Origin of the sequence: Bradyrhizobium genosp. SA-4 str. CB756 (assembly GCF_000473125.1) — a bacterium.
Classification (GTDB): domain Bacteria; phylum Pseudomonadota; class Alphaproteobacteria; order Rhizobiales; family Xanthobacteraceae; genus Bradyrhizobium; species Bradyrhizobium arachidis.
Map to the genome: position 1 here is coordinate 7,031,349 of NZ_KI421499.1, position 19,145 is coordinate 7,050,493.

The window sequence follows — 19,145 nt, forward strand, 5'->3', positions numbered from 1 at the left end:
CCTCATTGACGTGACAAGAAAGATTGGAGCGTTCAGCGCAACTTCTTCTTGGACCGGTCAAAGCGCCGGGACCTCCAATTTATGACATCTCCCGCGGCAGAATGCAGCCGGGGGGAACCGGAAAATCGCCAACTGTGGCTAACTGGTGATAGGATGACCAATCGCCGCGGCCGGGAGGAGTAAGGTTACCTTCGGCTCGAAATTTGCTTTCCGGTAGCGGCGCGCTATCCTCGAAGTCAGAGAATTTCGTTCTTTTTTCAGTTGCTTAGAATTGCACGGCGCGCGCCGCAGATCACATCCGCGAGTCGCCTGCCGCCCAGGAATAAGGCCAGCGTGCTGCCATGAGTGCTGAGCATGAGTACTGAAGGCCCCGCCTCGTCACCATCGGAGCCGCAGCCGCGGCGTCCCAAGGTGATCAAGACCAATCAGCAGCAGGTTTTTCTCTACGTCGTGCTGACCTTGCTGCTGTCGCTCGCCACCGTCTGGGGCGGCCGCGCCATGCTGCACAATTCGGAGACGCTGACCTTTGCCGTCGGTGCCCCCAACAGCGACGAGGCCCTGTTCGCGGCCAAGCTCGCCGCGGTACTGAAGAACAACGCCTCGCGTTTCCGGATCAAGATCGTCAACAACCCTGACAATACCAAGGCGCTCGCGCAGTTCGACCGCAAGCAGGCCGACCTCGCCGTGCTGCGCACCGATGCCAAGGTGCCGCTGCGGGCGCGCACACTCGCGGTCCTCGAACACGATCTCGTGCTTCTGCTCGGGCCCGGCAACAAGAAGATCAAGTCGCTCGCCGAGCTGAAGAAGAAGAAGGTCGCCATCCTCGCCGAGAACGATTCCTCGCTCGCCTTCGTGCGCAGCATCCTCGATATTCCCGACGGGCCGGACGCCGCGAAGATCCAGATGGCGCCGCAGGGCGCAACGCTCGACAAGCTGTTTGCGCCGGCGAACGGATACGGCGCGGTGATCGCCGTCGTCCACGCCTCGAAGGCGGTGCGTGACAAAGCCTATGAGCAGGTCGCCAAGCGCGGCGGCTTCACGCTGAATGCGATCGACGAGACCAAGGCGCTCGCCCGCAAATTCCCCGGCATTTCCGACGAGACGCTGACCGCAGGCACGCTGTCGGCCTCGCCCGAGATTCCCGACGACGACCTCGAGACGATCGGGCTGGAATGGCTGCTGGTCGCGCAATCCAGGATGTCGGCGACCACGGCTGGCGAACTCGCGCGCATCGTCTACGAGAACAAGTCGGCGCTCGGGCTCGACAACGGCTTCGCCAGCAAGATCGAGCCGGCCTCGGTCGAGAAGGACGCCTACGTGATGGCGCATCAGGGCGCGGCCGATTACATCAACGACGACACCAAGTCGTTCATGGATAAGTACAGCGACATGATGTATCTGGGCGCCGCCGCGCTCAGCGTCATCGGCTCGATCTTCGCCGCGATCTACGCCAAGATCACCCGCATCGCGCCGGAGAAGGCCAGCGAGCTCTCCACTGCCATTCTCGACATCGGCGAGCGTATCGAGCATGCCCATTCGCTGGATCAGCTCGAATGTCTCCAGGACGAGCTGGAAGGCATCCTGCGCGGCGCGGTGGTCGGCCTCAGAGACGGCACCATCAGCACCGACGGGCTCGACACCTTCAAGCTCGGCTACGAATTCGTCCGCGACGAGATCGGCATGCGCCGCGACTATCTCAAGCGCCATTGCGGCGAGACCGACACGGTCGCGGGCCCTGCCGCCCTCCCGCCACCTGAAGATACCAATGTCGTGGTGGTGAAGACCGCGCAGAGCGCCTGATTCGAGGGCCGCGGCACTCCCACTCTCGTGTCCCGGACAAGCTGCAATGCCAAAGGCATTGCGGCGCCGAGCCGGGACCCAGCAAGCCGCGCCGTCCGCTGCCGCATGGGCCCCGGCTCTGCAGCGCATCACACCGGACGATGCTGAGCATCGCCGGGAGTGCTGCGCTGCGTCCGGGGCACGAGACAGGATGGCCGGAACTCCGGGAACCGTCTCCCTCCGCAACCGTTGGCTCCCGGTTACAACCGGAGAACGCACCATGCGTACACTCCTCATCATCTTCCTTCTGGGAATGCTGGCGGCGGTTGGTTATTTCGCTTATTCCGCGATGGCGGTCGAAGGGGGCCCGATCCCGACCGAAGGCTATGTCGCCCTGGCGCTGGGGGCCGGATTTTCCGTCATCGTCGGCATCGGCCTGATGATCCTGCTGTTTTTCAGCAGCCGCCGCGGCTACGACGAGCCGCCGCACTTCAGGTAACCCCCGCCTCCGTTCCCTCATTGGCGACGCCGAGCCCGTCGTTGACGGCCCCGGCCCAGGCGGGCACTTTGGCGCTGTGATCCCAGCCGGGACCGCAAACGCCAAACCGAGCCGCCCTCCCGCATGTCCAAGCCGCTGATCTCCGCTCTGGCCCAGTTCGCGGCCGCCACGGCCGGCCGCAACATGACCAAGGCGGCCTATGTGGCCGTGGGCGTCGGCGTGCTCAGCATGGTGCTGCTGACGATTGGCCCGGCCTATGAGGCATCGCATCACTGGGTCGACGCCCTGCTATGGGCCTGCCTCGCCTATTTCGTGTTCGAATGGGTGGTCCGCCTGCGCCACATGGCGCGGACTGGGCGCCTGTCGCTGTATTTGTCCTCCTCCGCCGGGATCGTCGACGCGGTCGGCGCGCTGGCCGTTCCCCTCGCGCTGACGCTCGGCGTCGAGCCGAAGACGGCCTGGCTGCTCAGCGTGCTCTGGGTGCTGAAGGTGGTGCCGGGCATTCCCGGCCTGCGCCAGCTTCGCCGCGTGCTGGTGCTGGAATCCGGGCCGCTGCTCAGCGTGCTCGTGATCTTCCTGATGGTGGTGTTCCTCGCCTCGGTCGCCGAATACTTCCTGGAGCGGGACGTGCAGCCGCAGACCTTCGGCAGCGTGCCGGCCGCGCTGTGGTGGGCGGTCGTCACGCTGACCACGACAGGTTATGGCGACGTCGTGCCGGTGACGCCGCTCGGGCGCATGGTGGCGGCGCTGGTGATGATCTCCGGCCTCGGCGTGTTCGGCCTCTGGACCGGTATTCTGGCGACCGGCTTTGCCGCCGAGACGAGGCGCGACAATTTCCTCAAGACCTGGGAATCCGTCAGCAAGGTGCCGTTCTTTGCCGCCCTGGGACCTGCAGCGATCGCCGACGTCACCCACATGCTGCGCACCATGGAGCTGCCGGCGCGCACCATGATCATCCGCAAGGGCGCGCAGGGCGACTGCATGTATTTCATCGCCGCCGGCGAGGTCGAGGTCGACCTGCCCGGCAAGAAGGTGCAGCTCGGCGAGGGCGCCTTCTTCGGCGAGATGGCGCTGCTCGGCAACAACATGCGCGGCGCCAATGTCTCGACCACGAAGGTGTCGCGGCTCTTGGTGCTCGACCTCGTCGACTTCCGCGTGCTGATGGCACGACATCCCGATCTCGCCGAGACCATCGACGCCGAAGCAAAGCGCCGCGCGCTGGAAAATAAATAAGAGGAGACAAGAATGTCGGACCACGCCGACGCGGCTTCCAGCCCCGTGCTCGAAATCGATGGCGCACGCGCCACCATCCGCCTCAATCGTCCAAAACATCTCAACCGGCTCCAGGCGGAAGACCTCGGCGAGTTGCTCAAGCTGTTCGACGCCGTCGAGGCCGATCCTGCGATCCGCGTGCTGGTGCTGACCGGCACCGGGCGCGCCTTCTCGGCCGGTTATGACCTCAACTCGGTCGCGGAGCGCGCGGTCAGCGCGACCGAGCAGCAGAGCGCGGGCTCGGCGTTCGAGGTGGTCGTCAACCGGCTGGAGGATCTCGGCGTGCCGACGATCTGCCGGCTCAACGGCGGCGTCTATGGCGGCTCGACCGACCTTGCGCTGGCCTGCGATTTCCGCATCGGCGTCGACACGGCCGAGATGTTCATGCCGGCGGCGCGGCTCGGGCTGCATTACTACCGGAGCGGCATCAAACGCTATGTGACGCGGCTCGGCGTCGACAATGCCAAGAAGCTGTTTTTGACCGCGCAGAAGATCAGCGCGCCGGAGATGTTGCGGATCGGCTATCTCACCGCGATGGTGCCGGAGGAGACGCTCGATGAGGAGGTCGACAAGCTCGCCACTATCCTCGCCGGCAACGCGCCGCAGGCGATGGCTGGCATGAAGCGCGCCATCAACGAATTCGCCCGCGGCGAGCTGGATGAGGCGGCCGCCGACCAGCGCCACCGCGACAGCATGCGCGGCGACGAGATCAAGGAAGGGATCAAGGCCTTTGCGGAGAAGCGGGCGCCGAGGTTTTGAGGGGAATACTCCGCTGTCGTCCCGGGGCATCGCGAAGCGATGAGCCCGGGACCCATAACCACAGGCAGTGGTTATGAGGCAAAGCTGGTAACTCCGAATCTTCGCAAAACTCCTCCCTGTGGTTATGGGTCCCGGGTTCGCGCTTTGCGCGCCCCGGGACGACGGCGGAGGTTGAGGCGCCGCCTCAGCCCCCTACAGCCTTAGCATGCTCCGCCGCCATCTCGTCATCGGCCGCAGTGATGCGCTGGAACGCCGGCCGCGAGGTCATGCGCTCGGCGTAGCGCACGAACACGTCCTTCTTCGGCACGATACCAAACATCATGGTCCAGCTGAACGCGACGCCCCACAGCACATCGGCGGCGGTCATGCGCTCGCCGAGCAGATACGGCCCCTTCGCAAGCTGCGCCTCGAGCGCGCCCAGCATGGTGTCGTAATCGGCATAGGGCGATTGCGTGATCGGCGCGGGCTCGCGCTGCATGAACTTGTCGATCAGGGCCGGCTCGAACGAGGCGCCGTAATAGGCGATCCAGCGCAAATACGGACCGCGTAGCGGATCGTTCAGCGCGGGCGTGAGGCCCGCCTGCGGAAACAGATCGGCGAGATAGATGGTGATCGCGACCTGCTCGGTCACGAGCTCCCCGCGGTGATGGATCGCCGGTACCTTGCCGAGCGGATTGATAGCGAGATAGGCCGGCTGCCGCTGCTCGCCGGCCTTCATGTTGAAGACGTGAAGATCGTAGGGCGCGCCGAGCTCCTCCAGCAGAACCCGCGTGCCGGTGGCGCGGCTCTGCGGCGAATAATACAGCGTGATGCGATTGGAATCGGTCATGGCAGGTCTCCATCTGGCCGGCTGGCGATGGCGCATCTTGTAAGGGAGGATACCTGACATCCTGTGTCAGGTATGGTTTAAGGGGTCATGCGCGCGAGCCGGATGCTGTCGATCCTCACCACCCTCCAGGCCAGGGGGCAGGTCACTGCGCCCGAGCTTGCCGAGGCCTGCGAGGTCTCGGTGCGCACGATCTATCGCGACATCGACGCGCTCGCGGCCTCCGGCGTGCCTGTCTATGCCGACCGCGGCGCTGAGGGCGGCTATCGCCTCCTCGACGGCTATCGGGTGCGGCTGAACGGGTTGTCGCAGAGCGAAGCGGGCGCGCTGTTCCTCGCGGGGCTCCCCGGCCCTGCCGCGGCGCTCGGGCTCGATGCGGCAATGATCGCCGCGCAGAACAAGCTGATGGCCGCGCTGCCTGCCAATCTGCGCGAGGACGCCGGCCGGATGCAGGAGCGCTTTCACCTGGACGCACCCGGCTGGTTCGGCGAGGCAGAAGAGCCGAAGCATCTGCGCGCGATTGCCGGTGCGGCCCTGCGTGGCACCTTGATCAAGATCCGCTACCAGAGCTGGCGCGCGGAGAAGCAACGCTGCGTTGCGCCGCTCGGCCTCGTGTTGAAGGGCGGCAGCTGGTATCTCGCGGGGCAAGTCGACCGCAGCGTGCGCACCTATCGCGTCGCGCGCGTGCTCGACTGCACTGAACTCGACGACCGCTTCGATCGTCCCGCCGATTTCGATCTCTCCGCCTATTGGCGAGACGCGACGCTGCGCCTCGAAGCCGAGATGCATCCCAATGTCGCGGTCGTGCGGCTGTCGCCGTTCGGCGTGAAACTGCTCGACGCGCTGAGCCAGCCTTACGTCAAGGCGCGCACGCAGCTCGAGGACACCACCGATGCCGATGGCTGGCGCATCGCGCGCGTGCCGACCGGCAAGACCTCATGGCACGCCGCGTCCGAATTGCTGCGGCTCGGGTCCGAGGCCGAGGTGCTGGAGCCCGCCGATCTCCGCGAGAAGATGGCCGAGATGACGCAGGCGATGGCCGCGCGCTATCGCGCGGCGCGCAAAGCCTGACATCGGGGCACCTCGCCGCAGCCCACGAAACATTCCTGAAACACGATTCTCCTCATCCCCTGTGAACGCATTCCCATTTCGACCCGACGGAGATGCAGGGACACAACAACGGCCTTAGCGCCACTGGAGAATGAAAATGTTTCGTAAGCTTGCTCTTGGTCTGATCGCTGCCGGCTCGCTCGGTGCTGCCGCTCTCGCGCCCACCGCCGCTTCGGCTCACGGCTTCCATCACCACTGGGGTCCCGGCTGGGGCTTTGGCTATGGCGGCCTCTATGTCAACACCGGCATCAACAACTGCTACCAGGAGCGCGTCGTCCAGACCCGCCACGGCCTGCGCGTTCGCGTCGTGAATGTCTGCGCCTACGGGATCTACTGATATCTCGTCTCTTCGACAAAGCTCCGGTCGCGCTGCGGCCGGAGTTTTGCTTTGAGCTAGATGCCCTGCCGATGCCGGCGAAACCAGGCCCAGGTCTCGCGCGTCGTCTGGATGTAGCCGCGGCCGCGATGGACGATTTCGCCGTCGACGATCGCGTTCAGCTTCGGCAGCGCGTGAAAGGGAATTGAGGGATAGGCGTGGTGCTCGACATGGTAGGGCATGTTCCACGCGATCCATTTGACGACCGCGCCGGTATAGGTGGTGCGGGTGTTCTGGAAGGCGCTGCGCGTCCGCTCGCAGCCGGTGTGCTCGGCGTAGAGATAGGGCCGCAGGAAGAACTGCCCGATGACGAGCGGCACGAGCCAGACCCAGAGCAGCAGCGCTGAGGAGACCCACAGCGAGGCCACGAGCAGCAGTGCATAGAGCGCGACATAGGCGCGCGCTTCGGTGACTATGACGGCGCGCTTGTTCTCGGGAATCCAGGGCACGACGACGTTGCCGGTGACGGCGTGGCCGAGCATCAGCCGCAGGCGGCCGGCGACCTGGAGCAGGCCGCTATAGGCGATCGCGAGCTGCGTGTCGGATCTCGGCTTCACGCCGACGATCAGCTCAGGGTCCTTCTCGGGGTCCTGGGTGTAGCGGTGATGGTCCCAGTGGAACAGGCAGTAATATTCGTACGGCAATCCGATGATGAAAGCGGAGAGATAGCCGACCGCGAGGTTGAGGCCGCGGCTCCTGAACGCGGTCTTGTGCGCGGTCTCGTGCACCGCCATGAACAGGAAGGCGACGAGATAGCCCTGCGCCGCCATCAGCGGCAGCGCCCAGAGCACGCCGTAGCGCGAGGTGACCGTCCAGATCAGCGCGCCGACCAGCACGATCATACTGTAATGACCAAGAGTCTGCGCCGCGCCCCTGAGGTTCGAGCGCACCGACAATTCGCGCAGCATCGCCGGGCTGAGCGGCTTCAGGCGATGGCCGGGCTCGGAAACGGTCGCGTCAGTCATGGTGGACCCTACTTGCTGAGCAGCGCCGCGACCTCGGCCTTGAGAAAGGCCGTGTCGCGCGGATTGTTGACGGGATTGCCGGCGCGATGGCCGTGCTGCGAGGGGATCGGATGCAGCACGGCGGATTTCGCGTTGACGAGCTTGGGAAGCTCGTCCTCGTTGTCGCGGAAGTCGAAGTAGCGATCTGTCGCGCCCGGCATCAGCAGCACATGCGCCTTGATTGCCGCCAGCGCACGATCGAGATCGCCGCCGAACGCCGCACATGCGCCGATATTGCCGCGCTGCCAGATGCCGGCCTGCGCCAGCAGGTCGTTGGCGTCGCGGCGAGCGAAGGTCGTGTCCCAGTTGCGGGCGAGATAATCCTCGAGCGAGATGAAGCCGGCCTCGCGCCAGAGCTCGTCGCGATAGAAGCCGTGCGACATCGCCCAGCCGGCATAGACGCGCCCCATGGCGCGATAGCCGGCAACCGGCCTCTCGACGAAGCGGCCGCCGCGGAAGGCCGGATCGCCAGTCAGCGCCGCCTTGACGCCTTCGAGGAAGACATAATTGTAAGGCGCGCAGCGCGCGCTGCCGCAGACCACAGCGGCGCGCGCGACCATGTCAGGATGCAGTGCCGCCCAGTGGTAGGTCTGCATGCCGCCCATCGACCAGCCATAGACCAGTGCAAGCTTTGCGATGCCGAAGCGCTCGGTGAGGAGGCGATGCTGAACCGCGATCGCATCGTGATAGGTGATCTCAGGATAGGGCCCTGCGGTGTTCGACGGCGAGGACGACAGGCCGTTGCCGAACAGGTTCGGAATGATGATGAAGTAGCGCGTGGGATCGAGCACACCGTCGGGCCCGATCAGCCATTCGGTGTCGAAGTGCTGCGCACTGAACGAGGTCGGATAGAAGATGACGTTATCCTTGGCCGCGTTGAGCGTGCCGTAGGTCTTGTAGGCGAGCTTCATCGCGGGGAAGACCGCGCCGGATTGAAGCGTGACGTCGCCAGCCTCAAAGATCTCGTAGTCGCGCTGCCCGGTCATGGACCAACTCCCTCGCGCGGCCGCAGAACCCGCCCGCCGGGACAACGATGCATCGATCGTGCCGGACCGGCAAACGCATCGTTGCGCCTCGCTCAATAACTGTACTTGTAGTACATTTATTTGAGGGAGGCAACGCGGATTTCGGCCGTCGCGCAGCTCAGGCGATAGCGGCGATGTACCGCTGCACCGAGGCTTCAAAGGCGGCCTTGGCGCCCACCGCGATGTTGCGGCACCACCAGGCGCCATAGATGCGGTCGAAGGTAAGCGGCGCGACGGCGGCCGCAATGCGCCGCGCCGCGGCGGCACCGAGCGGCATGTAGTTGGGATAGGAATACATGAAGCTGACGAAGCGGCGGTCCATCGTCACCTGCGCGATATCGCCGGTCAGCAGCGCGCCCTTGCCGTCTGCACCGCGTCCGTAGTGCAGCATGGTGGCGCCGGCGAAATGACCGCCGGTGCGCAGCAGCAGCACATCGTCCGAAATGTGATGCTGATCGCCGGTCCAGTGCACGATGGAGGGATGCGGGCGTGTCACCCATTGCCGATCATCCGCGTGCAGATAGGCCGGCACGCCGCCGAAGGCCTCGCTCCAGTCGGCAACCGCGCCATAGTAATGCGGATGCGAGATCGCGATCGCCTTCAAGCCGCCGAGCGAACGCACCTGCTCGACCGCCTCCGGCGTTGCCAGCGGGATGCAGTCCCACATCACGCAGCCATCGCCCAGCGGCACAAGCAGCGCGCGCTGGGCGATGGCAAAGCTCGGCTCGAGCGCGAGGCCGGTGAGGCCGAGATCGTCGCGCCAGACCAGGCGATGGCCGTCAGCCAGCGCTTCGCGCGTGAGAAAAGTCTGCCCTTTCCAGTTCACGAACTGCCGCTCGTCCTCGCAAATCGGACAGGACGCAGGCGGCTTTTCGCTGGCCGGAAATTGCGCGCCGCAGGTTTCGCAGGTCCAGAGAGGCATGGCCAGGATCCAGAAAGGGACATCGTCCCGCATTCGCAAGCGCGAGGAACCAACGCTGTCAACGCAGGTTACGTTCTCATCCATGCCGGCGCAATCGGCCGGTCATCACGATCAGCTTTGAACGAGACCTCACTCGCCGGCAGGAACATTTTCAGCGTCTCGATGACATCGCGCTCCTCACCACCCCGCATCTGGCCGCTGTTTGCAGTCAATTTCTTCATGGCCGACATGCAGTCGGGCATCGGGCCATTCGTCGGCGTGTTCCTTCAGGAGCGCGGCTGGGCAACCGGACTGATCGGCACCGCGCTGACGATCGGCAATGTCGCGGGCATGCTGGTCACGACGCCGATCGGCGGCTTCATCGATTCCAGCCGCAACAAGCGGCTATGGGTCGTCATTCCCGGCATCTGCGTGGTGCTCGCCTCCGCCATCATCCTGCTCTCGCAGAACTTCTGGGCGGTGACGTTCTCGCAAGTGGCGCAATCGCTGGCGAGTGCCGCGATCGTGCCGGCGGTGACCGGCATCACGCTCGGCATCGCCAAGCAAAAAGGCTTCAACGCGCTGAACGGCCGCAACCAGGCTTTCAACCACGCCGGCAACATGGTCGGCGCCGCGTTGTCGGGCTATCTCGGCTACAGGTACGGCTATGTCGCCGTGTTCGTGCTGGCGGCGGTGTTCGGCGCGATCGCGATCGCCTGCGTGCTGATGATTCCCGCCAAGGCCATCGACGATCGCCAGGCCCGTGGCAGCAAGGAGGACGAGAGCAAGAATCCACCGGATGCCATGTCCGTTCTCCTCAAGCACAAGCCGCTCCTGGTGCTGGCGCTCGCGCTTGCCATCTTCCATCTCGGCAATGCGGCGATCGTCCCGCTCTATGGCCTTGCGGCCGTGGCCGAGGGACAGGCCAATGGCCCGAGCTTCGTGGCGACCACCGTCGTCATTGCGCAGGGCGTCATGGTCGTCACGTCGCTGGTCGGCATGCAGGTCGCGGGCAAGCGCAACTATTGGCCGGTGATCCTGGTGTCGTTCATGTTTCTGCCTATCCGCGGCGTGCTCGCCTTCTTCGTCACGGGGTGGTGGGGCGTCGTGCCGATGCAGGTGCTCGACGGCATCGGCACCGGGCTTCAGACTGTCGCCGTCCCTGGCATGGTGGCCCGCTCGCTCGACGGCACCGGTCGCATCAATCTCGGCCAGGGCGCCGTGATCACCGTGCAAGGCGTCGGTGCAAGCCTGAGCCCCGCACTCGGCGGCTGGATCGCGCAATGGATCGGCTACGGCCCGACCTTCCTGCTGCTCGGTAGCTTCGGCCTCGCATCGACGGCGCTGTGGCTGGCGTTCGGGACGCACGTGAAGAAATATTGAGACCGATCGTCGCGGGAAATCCCGGCACAATCTGCGCGGCAATGCGTGCGAACAGCAGACTGCGGCACCAGGTCGCGGTCTCAGCACGTCATCGCGAGTGGCTTATCACGCAACTCCGCGCTTTTGCCGTTGCGGCGCATCCGTCTGACGATACAACCTGCCGCAACTGGCCAATCAACATGCCCATCCCGATCGATGATCCAGCCTCAACTCTCATTCGACGGCGACCCGAATGGCCCGGCCTATGAAAGATGGCGCGAGCAGTTTTGCCGTCAGGTCGCGGACGTCGATTTCGTTCCGATCGGGGAAGGACGCGTTCATCGGACCATTGCGCCGGCGTTGCTTCCTCGTCTCAGGCTGTCCGCCTCGTTCGGCACGCCGATGTCGTTCGTGTCGCTGGGGACAAACGACGAATTGGTGATCACGATGTCGCCCAATTCGGCGCTGAGCGGCACCATGGGACGGCGCCCGCTGGAGGTAGCCGCCGGCGACATCACCATCGGCGATCCCTCGATCAAGGGCGCCTACATCACCCAGACGGCGCACGGCAATTTCCAGACCGCGCTGCTGCCGCGCAAGGCGCTGCTGCGCGCGTGCCCGAATGCCGAGGACCTGATTGCGCAGTCGATCCCCGGAGCCAATCCGATCACGTCGATGTTCCTGCGCTATTACGACCTCGCGCATGCGTATGCCGACAAGCTCGCGCCCGCGGAGCTCGACGCGGTCTCGCAGCATCTGTTCGACCTCGCCGTGCTGATGATCGGCGCGCGCGGCGATGTCGCCGAGGAAGCGCGCATGCGCGGCCTTGCGGCGGCGCGCCTCGAAACCCTCAAATCCGACATCCTCGCGCAGCTGGACAATCCCGCGCTGTCGCTCACCGTGCTTTCAGCTGCGCACCGGGTCAGCCCGCGCACGATCCAGCTGCTGTTCGAGCAGGCCGGCATCACCTATAGCGGCTTCGTGCTGGAGCAGCGGTTGCTGCGCGCCGAGCGGCTGCTCCGCAATCCCAACCTGCGCACCCGCAAGATCATCGAGATCGCGCATCTCGCCGGCTTTCACGACGTTTCCTACTTCCATCGCGCATTCCGCCGCCGCTTCGGACGGACGCCGGACGACGTCAGGAAGCTGGCCGGAGAGGCCAATTAGGCGAACTCGATCACGATCTTGCCGAAATGTCCGCCCTGCTGCATCAAACGCAGCGCATCCGGCACGGCATCAAAACCGAACACGCGATCAATCACCGGCTTCATGCCGTTGCGCTCGATCGCGGCGGTCATCCCCTCGAACATGCGGCGGCTGCCGACGGACAGGCCGATGACGTGCAGGTTCTTGGAGAATAGGCTCGGGATCGCGATCTGCTGCGAGAACCCGGAGAGCACCCCGATCACCAGAATGGTGCCGCCGACACGCGCCGCCTCCAGCGACTGCGCAAACGTATCCTTGCCGCCGACCTCGACGACATGGTCGACGCCGCCGCCGGTCCACTCCGAAGCCGCCTTGCCCCACTCAGGCACCGACCGATAGTTGATGGTGTAGTCGGCGCCGAGCGCCCTGGCGCGTTCGAGCTTCTCGTCGCTCGACGACGTCACGATCACGCTGGCACCGGCGAGCTTTGCGAATTGCAGCGCGAAGATCGACACACCACCGGTGCCTTGCACCAGCACGGTGTCGCCGGGCTGCACCTTTGCTTCCTCGAAAAGCGCGCGCCAGGCGGTGAGCCCGGCGCAGGGCAGCGTCGCCGCCTCCTGGAATGAGAGGTGCGAAGGGATCCGGCTCACGCCTTCGGCGTCGAGCACCATCACCTCCTGCAACACGCCTGGCCGCGTGCCGCCGAGCGCATAACGGCGGCTGGTCGCCGAGACCTTCCCGTCGATCCAGGACTGGAAGAACATCGGGCAGACCCGATCGCCGACTGCGACGCGTGTAACGCCCTCGCCGGCGGCAAGGACTTCACCGGCACCATCCGAGAACGGGATCAGCGGCAATCTGCTGACGCCGCCCTTGCCCTGGATCGTGAGCAAATCGCGATAGTTCAGCGACGCCGCCTTTATCCGCACCGCGACCTGGCCCGGGCCTGGCGTCGGCTCGGGCAGATCAACCAGTTCCATCCCCTCGATCGACCAGTCGCGCGCGACCTGCCAGGCTTTCATGGGACGCGCTCCGCCTCAGGCGCCAAAACTCTTCTGGACGGCCTTGTCGAGGGTCTCGCCGCCGACGAAGCGCTGGCGCAGCTCGCGCTTGAGCAGCTTGCCGCTCGGATTTTTCGGCAAGGCATCCACGAAGATCACGCGCTTGGGCACCTTGAAATGCGCCATCTGGCCGGCACAGTGCTTGATGACGGACTCTTCATCCAGCGTCTCGCCGGCCTTGACCACGACGATGGCGGTGACGGCCTCGATCCAGCGCGGATCGGGCAGGCCGACGACGGCGACCTCGGAGACCTCAGGGATGCGATAGACCATCTCCTCGACCTCGCGGCTCGCGACATTCTCACCACCGGTCTTGATCATGTCCTTGACGCGATCGACCACGGTGATGTGGCCCTCGTCATCGACGGTGGCGAGATCGCCGGAGTGAAACCAGCCGCCGCTGAACGCCGCCGCGGTCTTGACGGGATCGTTGTAATAGCCGGAGAGCAGATGCGGCGAGCGGTGCACGATCTCGCCGACTTCGCCGACCTTGACGTCCTCCATCGCCGTGTTGACGACGCGCGTCTCGACGTTGAGCACGGGCTTGCCGGCCGAGCCCGCCTTGCGGAGCTGGTCCTCCGGCCGCAGCACGGTCGCCAGCGGCGCGATCTCGGTCTGGCCGTAGAAATTCCAGAACTTGACGTTGGGCAGGCGGCGCTGGAGCTCGAGCAGCACTTCCACCGGCATGATCGAGGCGCCGTAGTATCCCTTCTGCAGCGTCGACAGATCGGTCTTGTCGAAATTCGACGAGCGCAGCATCGCGATCCAGATCGTCGGCGGCGCGAAGAAGGAGGTGATCTTGTGGGCCTCGATCAGCGCCAGGATGTTGTCGGCGGTCGGCTTGCCCGTGATGACGCCGGAAGCGCCGAGATAGATTTGCGGCCCGAGGAACACGTCGAGCTGGGCGCAATGATAGAGCGGCAGCGCGTGCAGGAACTTGTCGTCCACGCTCATGCCGCCATCGATGATGCAGCTGACATACTGCCACATGACCGCTTCATGGGTCAGCATCGCGCCCTTGGGCAGCGACTCCGTGCCGCTGGTGTAGACGATCTGCGCGAGATCGCGGCTGTCGACTGACGCCTCCAGGAACGAGCCGTCGGCATCGAGAAGATCGTCGAAGGTGGTGAGGCCGGCGGGCGCCGTGGCGGGATCCTCGCCCGGCAGCCAGATCATCTTCTCGACCGCGCAATCCTTCGCGCTTGCGGCCTTCGCGGGCTCGACGAAGTCAGGGCCGGTGGCGAGCAGCTTGGCGCCGGAGCTCTTGAGGATGAAGTTGATCTCGTCCGGATTGAGCATGAAGTTGATCGGCACCAGGACGGCACCGATCCGCGCCACGGCGAAGCGCAGCGCGGCGAAGGCATGCGAGTTGCGCGAGAGCACCGCGAGACGATCGCCCTTCTTGACGCCGAGCCCGAGCAGGCCGCGACCGAGCCGGTTGCAGATCGCCTCCATCTCGGCGAAGGTCCAGCTCACGTTGCCGCAGCTCACCGCGAGCTTGTCCGGCTCGCGGCCCGCCGAGCGGCGCAAGAGATCGCCGATGGAATGCTCGCGCGCTTTCACGATGGTGGCTGCGGTGTCGCCGGTCATGTGTCCCTCCGTATGATGACTTTATCTTTTGGATTTCTTGTCTGAAATCTTGCGTCTTCTTTTTTGCGCATGATCTTGTCGGAAAACCGCTTCACACTTTTCCGGATCATGCGGCGCTACCTGCGCCGGGCCGCCTGCGCGTGCTCCATATACATGTGCTCGACGGACCGATCGAGCGAGGCGATCTTCTCGAAGCCTCGGCGCCAGTCCTGCAAATGCCGGCGCGTCCACAGCACGCCGGCCTCGCGGTCGCGGCGGCGGATGGCGTCGATGAGATGGCGGTGCGCGGCGACGAGGCGCGGGCCGCCTTCGGCCACACCCGTCACGATCATCTCGGTGGTCGGATAGAACAATTGCGCCGCCGGCTCGCGCGCGAGCTGGAGCACGCGGTTCTGCGAGGCCTTTGCGACTAGCACGTGGAATTCCGCATCGCATTCGGCCAGCGTCGCGGGATTGCCGACCACCGCCTCGCTGCGCGCGAGGTTGTCGTCAAGCTCGGCGAGGTTCTCTTCCGTCGCACGCTCCACCGCGCCTTCAATGCTCGCCACCTCCAGCGTCATCGAGGCCTCGTAGAGCTCGCGAAAGGTGACCTCGTGCAAAACCAGCGCGCGGCTGAGGCGGCTTGCGAGCTTGCTGTAACGCGGCAGGCAGGCATGCAGGCGGCGCGAAGAATCGCGCCGGATCAGCCCGCCCTCCTCCAGCACGCGGATGCCCTCGCGGATGGTCGAGCGGTTGACGCCGAACTGCCGCACGAGGTCGTGCTCGGTGCCGATGGGATCGCCCGGCTTGATGCGGCCATTGACGATCTCGCGCTCGATGGCGTCGGCGACCTTCTGGTAGGCCGGCGCGACATCGATCGGACGGAAGAGCGGCGCGAGAGGCAATTTGGGCTCCAATGGCGATTGTCCGACAAACTATAGGACTGAACTCCGAAGCGCGTCAAACTGCGGCATTGCTGCCGCATGTGCCGCAAATTGACTCCTCGAGAACCCCGCTCTAACTTTGTCGGACAAAGGGACAGAATAGTCCCGCACAAGAGGAAACGGACCCATGAGACCCATCGCAGCCCTCGTGTCTGCGGCCGGCTTGCTGTCGGCTGCCCTGATCGCTCCCGCCTCCGCCCAGCAGACGCCGCTCAAGATCGGCGTACTCTCCGACTTCTCCTCGGTCTATTCCGACATCGGTGGCCAGGGGAACGTCGAAGCCACCAAGATGGCGATCGAGGATTTCGGTGGGCAGATGTTCGGCAAGCCGATCGACATGATCTCGGCCGACGTGCTCAACAAGCCCGACGTCGCCTCCACCATCGCGCGCAAATGGTGGGAGACCGAGGGCGTCGACATGATCATCGACATGCCCACATCCGCCACCGCGCTCGCGGTGATGGAGCTGTCGAAGCAATACGAGAAGGTTCTGATCGTCACCGACGCGGCGAGCTCCGACATCACCGGAAAGTCCTGCTCGCCCTACACCGCGCACTGGACCTATGACACCTACTCCAACGCCCACACCGTCGGCAGCGCCATCGTCAAGAACGGCGGCGACACCTGGTTCTTCCTCACCGCGGACTACGTGTTCGGCCATTCGATCGAGCGCGATACCGGCGACGTCGTGAAGGCGGCCGGCGGCAAGGTGCTCGGCAGCGTCAAGCACCCGCTCAACACAGCGGACTTCTCCTCCTTCCTGCTCCAGGCCCAGGCTTCCAAGGCCAAGATCATCGGGCTTGCCAACGGCGGCGGCGATACCATCAACGCGATCAAGCAGGCCGGCGAGTTCGGCATCGTCGCCGGCGGCCAGAACCTCGCTGCAATCGTGATGTTCATCTCCGACGTCCACAGCCTGGGGCTCAAGCTCGCGCAGGGCCTGATCATCACCGAGGCCTATTACTGGGATCTCAACGACAAGACCCGCGCCTTCGGCAAGCGCTTTCTCGAGCGCGTCAAGCGGATGCCGACCATGAACCAGGCCTCGACCTACAGCGCGACGCTGCATTACCTCAAGGCCGTGCAGGCCGCCGGCACCAAGGACACCAAGACGGTGATGGCCAAGATGCGCGAGCTGCCGGTGAAGGATGCTTTCACCGACAACGGCATCCTGCGCGAGGACGGCCGCATGGTGCACAGCATGTTCCTGTTCCAGGTGAAGAAGCCCGAGGAGTCGAAGGGCCCGTGGGACTATTACAAGCTGCTCGCCGAGGTGCCGGCCGACCAGGCCTTCCGGCCGCTGAAGGACGGCGGCTGCCCGCTGGTGAAGTGAGACAGGCGGGCGCGTAGCATCCTCGCGCGCGCCCCTCCCGCATTCAGAGCTTGTGGCCCTTCTGGCGCAGCGCCTCGATCAGGCGCTGCTTCAGCTCATCGGCGGCCTTCTGGCTGACGTCCTGGCTGACTTGGGCGCTCGCCTGCGCCAGTGCATCCGACTTCTCCAGAAATTTTTGGCCCGCAGGCTGGGCGTAGAAGGCTTCGATCTGGCGCAGTTCGTCCACCGTGAAACTTTGCGCGTAGAGCGCTGCGATCTGGTCGATCATCGACGCAACGAACGGAGCATAGATCTCCGAGCCCGGCGCCGTCAGCGCGTCGTAGTCGCGCTCGATCTCTGGCCTGTCCTGGGCGACCACGGGGCGGAGCTTGAGCAGCAGCTGCGGCAGCTGCGCGCGATACTGATCCGCGATCCTCAAGGTGACCACGAGCTTGCGCGCCGCGCTCATCGCCTCTGGCGAGGGCGCTTGCGCGAAGGCCCCGCAGGCCAGCAGCAGGAGGGCGCCGGCGATCGTCAACACAGGTTTGAACATGGCCCTCTCCACGAGAATACGGGCTGGCGATTGCATCAACGGGCTGCGGGCGTCGCGGCCGACGCGCTGTCCAGGGCGGTGTCGGCCTCCTCGACCTCCGTCACCTTCACGAACAGGTTGGGCACCCGCTCGGCGCGGTCGAGCAGCCAGGCCACGCCGACCATGATGACGATGCCGAGGACGGAGACGGCGAGCTGCTCCCAGACGCCCTTGGTGTACTGGGTCAGGATCCAGTGCGCGGAGAACGACAGGAATACGCCCAGGCAGAAGATCGGCAGCGAATGCTGGCCGCAGAGGATCACCGGACGCAGCCACGGCGTACGCAGCGCCCGCCATTTGCGCGAAATGAAATGCGTCACCCAGATCGCCAGCGCCAGGAAATGGGTGAAGCGCAGCATGTCGAGGTCGGTCTTGTCGATCGGGTAGATCAGCTTGATCATCCATTTCGGGATCAAGGCCTCGAGCGCGGGGATGTGCCAGGTCATCACGATCATCAGCGCGAACAGCAGCCAGGCCGCGGCCAGCGCCATCGCCGCCTTCGACCACACCAGGGTCGCGATCTTCTCGATCTGGCCGGTGCCGCACCAGGCCGCGAACACGAACATCAGCTGCCAGCAGAACGGGTTGAAGTACCAGGTCGTGCCGGGCGGATAGGAGGCGACGTTCCAGTCGAACCAGCGCGAGAGCACGTAGAGCACGACGGAGGCGGCGAGCGTCAGGTTCGGCCGGCGCACCAGGCACCAGACGATGAAGGGCGAGGCGAACACCAGCGTGATGTAGAGCGGCAGCACGTCGAGATTGACCGGCTTGTATTTGAGCAGGATCGCCTGCCCGATCAGCTCGTCCGGATGCGCGAGGAAATTGAACACGTTGAACTCGTGCTCGTACATCGGATTGTCGAAGCGGCGCGCGGTGCGGGCGATCTGCGCCGTGAACAGGAGGAACAGCATGATGTGCGCGACATACATTTCGGCCGCGCGCCGCCACAGCCGCTTGACCGCTGCGAGAAACCAGCCGCCGGCAACGATCGGCCCGTAGATCCAGCCGACGAGGTAACCCGAGATGAAGACGAAGAACTCGGCGGCGTCGCTGAAGCCGTAATTGCGCAAGGTCAGCCACGCCACGACGTCGTGCGGAATGTGGTCGAGGAAGATCATCCACAACCCGATGCCGCGAAACAGGTCGAGCCGCAGGTCGCGCTCGACCGGCGCCAACAGAGCTGACTGGTCCCGTGCGATCATGGCCCCGCCTCGCTTGCTGGGCGTCGCGCCAATGCGGCGCCGAAAAATCGGATGCTAAAAAATCGTGATCAATACGTCACCTAACCCTGCGGCTAGCGCACCAACGGTAGCCGACCTTGACGCCCGCGCAAGGGATTTTGTGGGCGCGGCCGCGGCCGTCACGGCGGCCTCCGCCTTGCGCCGCACAAGCGGCCGCTGCCGCCCTGATGCCGGCCAGCCCCGGAGCGGGGGTCGGTCGAGGCCCGGCAGGAGACCTCCGGGAAATAAGCCAGGCTTCGAGGCCATCATTCTCCGACCTGACCCGGGCCGACACTTTGCCGGCCCGCGTTTTTGTTGCGCCTCTGGCAAAGGCAATGACTACGCGCTGCGCGCCACAACGTGTCGTGCCTGTCCTATCCGCCGT

19 protein-coding genes are annotated in these 19,145 nt (G+C 65.1%); 9 read left to right on the forward strand and 10 right to left on the reverse strand.

Features of this window, described 5'->3' with window-relative positions:
- Positions 1-354 precede the first annotated feature (354 nt).
- From BRAGE_RS0133690 to BRAGE_RS0133705, 4 genes are all read left to right on the forward strand, one after another.
- Positions 355-1,800: a TAXI family TRAP transporter solute-binding subunit gene (locus BRAGE_RS0133690; protein WP_027565057.1), complete on the forward strand. Its 1,446-nt coding sequence runs from the start codon at positions 355-357 to the stop codon at positions 1,798-1,800.
- A gap of 259 nt (positions 1,801-2,059) precedes the next feature.
- Complete coding sequence (locus BRAGE_RS0133695) at positions 2,060-2,278, forward strand: hypothetical protein (protein WP_027565058.1); 219 nt, start codon at positions 2,060-2,062, stop codon at positions 2,276-2,278.
- Between the two features lie 123 nt (positions 2,279-2,401).
- Positions 2,402-3,511 (forward strand): cyclic nucleotide-gated ion channel, encoded by a 1,110-nt coding sequence (locus tag BRAGE_RS0133700; RefSeq protein ID WP_027565059.1) that lies wholly within the window; start codon positions 2,402-2,404, stop codon positions 3,509-3,511.
- A gap of 12 nt (positions 3,512-3,523) precedes the next feature.
- Positions 3,524-4,309 (forward strand): enoyl-CoA hydratase/isomerase family protein, encoded by a 786-nt coding sequence (locus BRAGE_RS0133705; RefSeq protein ID WP_027565060.1) that lies wholly within the window; start codon positions 3,524-3,526, stop codon positions 4,307-4,309.
- Positions 4,310-4,493: 184 nt separating this feature from the next.
- Here BRAGE_RS0133705 and BRAGE_RS0133710 read toward each other — a convergent pair whose 3' ends face one another.
- Complete coding sequence (locus BRAGE_RS0133710; RefSeq protein WP_027565061.1) at positions 4,494-5,138, reverse strand: glutathione S-transferase family protein; 645 nt, start codon at positions 5,136-5,138, stop codon at positions 4,494-4,496.
- An 87-nt stretch (positions 5,139-5,225) separates the two neighbouring features.
- On the opposite strand from BRAGE_RS0133710, the gene BRAGE_RS0133715 reads away from it, so the two are divergent.
- Together BRAGE_RS0133715 and BRAGE_RS0133720 are read left to right on the forward strand one after the other, a co-directional pair.
- Positions 5,226-6,206 (forward strand): helix-turn-helix transcriptional regulator, encoded by a 981-nt coding sequence (locus BRAGE_RS0133715; protein WP_027565062.1) that lies wholly within the window; start codon positions 5,226-5,228, stop codon positions 6,204-6,206.
- A gap of 136 nt (positions 6,207-6,342) precedes the next feature.
- Complete coding sequence (locus BRAGE_RS0133720) at positions 6,343-6,582, forward strand: hypothetical protein (RefSeq protein ID WP_027565063.1); 240 nt, start codon at positions 6,343-6,345, stop codon at positions 6,580-6,582.
- Between the two features lie 56 nt (positions 6,583-6,638).
- Here BRAGE_RS0133720 and BRAGE_RS0133725 read toward each other — a convergent pair whose 3' ends face one another.
- From BRAGE_RS0133725 to BRAGE_RS56155, 4 genes are all read right to left on the reverse strand, one after another.
- Positions 6,639-7,586, reverse strand: a complete 948-nt coding sequence (locus BRAGE_RS0133725; protein WP_027565064.1) for a fatty acid desaturase — start codon at positions 7,584-7,586, stop codon at positions 6,639-6,641.
- 8 nt (positions 7,587-7,594) lie between these two features.
- The gene (locus BRAGE_RS0133730; protein ID WP_027565065.1) at positions 7,595-8,611 is read right to left on the reverse strand and encodes an alpha/beta fold hydrolase; all 1,017 of its coding nucleotides are present in this window, start codon (positions 8,609-8,611) and stop codon (positions 7,595-7,597) included.
- 157 nt (positions 8,612-8,768) lie between these two features.
- A complete protein-coding gene (locus tag BRAGE_RS0133735; protein ID WP_027565066.1) occupies positions 8,769-9,572 on the reverse strand; it encodes an MBL fold metallo-hydrolase in 804 nt (267 codons plus the stop codon).
- A gap of 68 nt (positions 9,573-9,640) precedes the next feature.
- Positions 9,641-9,793, reverse strand: coding sequence for a hypothetical protein (locus BRAGE_RS56155; RefSeq protein ID WP_167336470.1), 153 nt, complete (start codon positions 9,791-9,793; stop codon positions 9,641-9,643).
- On the opposite strand from BRAGE_RS56155, the gene BRAGE_RS0133740 reads away from it, so the two are divergent.
- Together BRAGE_RS0133740 and BRAGE_RS0133745 are read left to right on the forward strand one after the other, a co-directional pair.
- Positions 9,735-10,934 (forward strand): MFS transporter, encoded by a 1,200-nt coding sequence (locus BRAGE_RS0133740; protein ID WP_027565067.1) that lies wholly within the window; start codon positions 9,735-9,737, stop codon positions 10,932-10,934. The genes BRAGE_RS56155 and BRAGE_RS0133740 overlap by 59 nt on opposite strands.
- A 195-nt stretch (positions 10,935-11,129) precedes the next feature.
- Positions 11,130-12,080, forward strand: a complete 951-nt coding sequence (locus tag BRAGE_RS0133745) for a helix-turn-helix transcriptional regulator (RefSeq protein WP_027565068.1) — start codon at positions 11,130-11,132, stop codon at positions 12,078-12,080.
- Here the strand turns inward: BRAGE_RS0133745 and BRAGE_RS0133750 are convergent.
- The 3 genes from BRAGE_RS0133750 to BRAGE_RS0133760 form a co-directional block, all read right to left on the reverse strand.
- Complete coding sequence (locus tag BRAGE_RS0133750) at positions 12,077-13,084, reverse strand: zinc-dependent alcohol dehydrogenase family protein (RefSeq protein WP_027565069.1); 1,008 nt, start codon at positions 13,082-13,084, stop codon at positions 12,077-12,079. The genes BRAGE_RS0133745 and BRAGE_RS0133750 overlap by 4 nt on opposite strands.
- Before the next feature lie 15 nt (positions 13,085-13,099).
- On the reverse strand, positions 13,100-14,713 hold the full coding sequence (locus BRAGE_RS0133755; protein ID WP_027565070.1) for an acyl-CoA synthetase: 1,614 nt from the start codon (positions 14,711-14,713) through the stop codon (positions 13,100-13,102).
- A 116-nt stretch (positions 14,714-14,829) separates the two neighbouring features.
- Positions 14,830-15,597 carry a FadR/GntR family transcriptional regulator gene (locus BRAGE_RS0133760; RefSeq protein ID WP_035731838.1) on the reverse strand — a complete coding sequence of 256 codons (768 nt, stop codon included), beginning with the start codon at positions 15,595-15,597 and terminating at the stop codon, positions 14,830-14,832.
- Between the two features lie 166 nt (positions 15,598-15,763).
- On the opposite strand from BRAGE_RS0133760, the gene BRAGE_RS0133765 reads away from it, so the two are divergent.
- A complete protein-coding gene (locus BRAGE_RS0133765) occupies positions 15,764-16,969 on the forward strand; it encodes an ABC transporter substrate-binding protein (protein ID WP_027565072.1) in 1,206 nt (401 codons plus the stop codon).
- Positions 16,970-17,012: 43 nt separating this feature from the next.
- Here the strand turns inward: BRAGE_RS0133765 and BRAGE_RS0133770 are convergent, their stop codons facing one another.
- Both BRAGE_RS0133770 and BRAGE_RS0133775 read right to left on the reverse strand, forming a co-directional pair.
- Complete coding sequence (locus tag BRAGE_RS0133770; RefSeq protein ID WP_027565073.1) at positions 17,013-17,501, reverse strand: DUF2059 domain-containing protein; 489 nt, start codon at positions 17,499-17,501, stop codon at positions 17,013-17,015.
- 35 nt (positions 17,502-17,536) lie between these two features.
- Positions 17,537-18,742, reverse strand: a complete 1,206-nt coding sequence (locus BRAGE_RS0133775) for an OpgC domain-containing protein (protein ID WP_027565074.1) — start codon at positions 18,740-18,742, stop codon at positions 17,537-17,539.
- Positions 18,743-19,145 lie beyond the last annotated feature (403 nt).